General features: G+C 58.4%; 2 protein-coding genes and 2 pseudogenes. 3 read left to right on the top strand and 1 reads right to left on the bottom strand.

What is annotated here, in order from left to right; translation table 11 throughout:
• Positions 1-123: 123 nt before the first annotated feature.
• Positions 124-375, bottom strand: coding sequence for a hypothetical protein (locus VGP75_RS01980; RefSeq protein WP_414727756.1), 252 nt, complete (start codon positions 373-375; stop codon positions 124-126).
• Positions 376-585: 210 nt separating this feature from the next.
• On the opposite strand from VGP75_RS01980, the gene VGP75_RS01985 reads away from it, so the two are divergent.
• The 3 genes and pseudogenes from VGP75_RS01985 to VGP75_RS01995 form a co-directional block, all read left to right on the top strand.
• On the top strand, positions 586-939 hold the full coding sequence (locus VGP75_RS01985) for a hypothetical protein (protein WP_327542054.1): 354 nt from the start codon (positions 586-588) through the stop codon (positions 937-939).
• A gap of 43 nt (positions 940-982) precedes the next feature.
• Positions 983-1465 (top strand): annotated as a pseudogene (locus VGP75_RS01990) (lytic transglycosylase domain-containing protein); the annotation flags it as partial.
• Positions 1437-1682: pseudogene (locus tag VGP75_RS01995) on the top strand (VirB4 family type IV secretion/conjugal transfer ATPase); the annotation flags it as partial. The pseudogenes VGP75_RS01990 and VGP75_RS01995, both read left to right, overlap by 29 nt.

Raw genomic sequence — 1682 nt, forward strand, 5'->3', positions numbered from 1 at the left:
CGTCACATACCTCTTGTGACGTCGCCAGCGGATGAAATCTGTTATCTAAAAAGTAGATATATGAGGGTGTTATCGGCGTCTGGTTTCCATGGGCTGCAAGTCTGATGCTCCCGAGGTTGCCCATCAATCCCCTACCAATTGTAGAAATCGGCCATAATCCTCGCTGACTTCGCGCGCTTCTTCGAAAGCGCGGGCGCGTTGGCTGTCGAGGCAACGGAAGTAGCTCTGGATATCCTGGATGTAATTTTCGAAATCGCCACGGATGATGTCCGCATAGTCTCGCGCTGCCTGCGAATCGCTTGGCAGGAAAGGACGGGCCGGGGCGAAGCAGGATTCCGCCAAAACCGGCCCGGGAACGCAGATTAGAAGGACTATAGCTTGCAATGGGAGCAGGCATGTCAACCTTGGGTTTCTCAAACCTGTTATCTCCTTGATCGCGGACACTGGCCGTGACTAGTGTTTGCGTAACCAAACTACAGCTAAAGCACGATATTACATCTTGCGGTTGATAGTATACTATCGTAACTCTGGGCTTCAAGTGGGAATGCCTGGGGTCGCGCCATTGGAGAAAGCGTGAGCCGGGCCATGAACTGGGACATCGAAGCACCAAATGTGGTTACGGAAGCCAGGTTCCGCGAGCTCGTGGAAAGCGGCTATAGCGCAGAAATCCTGTGCCAGGAGTCGGCACATAAGAAAGGCCCCAGCTATTACGGGGTCTGGATCATGCGCGTTGTCTCTGATGATGGGGTGGAAAAGCTCCTCGTCACCGCCCGCACGCGGACGACCTACAACGATATCAAGATCCGCGAGTTCAAGACGATCTCCGGCGTGGTGTCTTTCTTCATTGGCCTTGGCTTTGCGCATGTCGACCTGCCGCTTGAAGCGGGGACAAGCCGGACCCACAAACTCGCCCCATCAGACAAGGACGCTCGCAGCTAACCTCGTCGGTCTCTGGCTGGTCGCAGCACCTGCCTCAGCGCAAATGGTCCTGGTCATGGAGAGCGACGGCTCTCTGACCCCGTCCCGGTCTCAGAGCAGTTTTGCCCGAAACTACAATGACAGGATTGGTCAGAGTTCGGCCTCCGATGGGATCGCGATCTTCGGCGAGGTAGAGGCCGAGCAAGAGGGCGTCCAAGTCGCGGCCCTTGCCCGCCCGACTCCCCTGCCCCGCGCCGATGTCCTCTCCGGGATTCAGACCACGGCCTTGCGCTATGCCGGCCATCCCGGCCTGCGTCGCGCGGGGCTTTCCGTGACGGATTGGCTGGCTCTCTATCGGGCCAATATCGAGGTTGAGAGCGCCTACCGGCAGGATGCGATTTCAAGTGCAGGTGCCATTGGCCTTGGTCAATTGATGCCAGCGACGGCGCGTGATCTGGGCGTCGACCCGCGTGATCCGCTGCAGAACCTCGACGGCTCCGCCCGCTACCTCGCGATGATGCTGGAGACGTTCGGCGATCAACAGCTACACGACCGACGATGCCTATCTTGACAAGGTGACGGCACTTTTTGCCCGGATCGTCGCGCAGCTCGGGCCTGAGTTCAGCTATTACGTCCACAAGGTCTCCAAGGCCATCAAACCTGATCTCGACCCCATCCGTGAGGACAGCTTCGCGGGCGAGGTGGACCGGCGCTGGCGCGCGAAACTCGAGACCAGCGGGCTCCGCGACAAAACACTGACGCTC

Source organism: Yoonia sp., assembly GCF_036007805.1.
Lineage (GTDB): Bacteria > Pseudomonadota > Alphaproteobacteria > Rhodobacterales > Rhodobacteraceae > Yoonia.

Coding starts and splice junctions, on each gene's coding strand:
- VGP75_RS01985 (WP_327542054.1), top strand. CDS start 586: ATGAACTGGGACATCGAAGCACCAAATGTGGTTACGGAAGCCAGGTTC.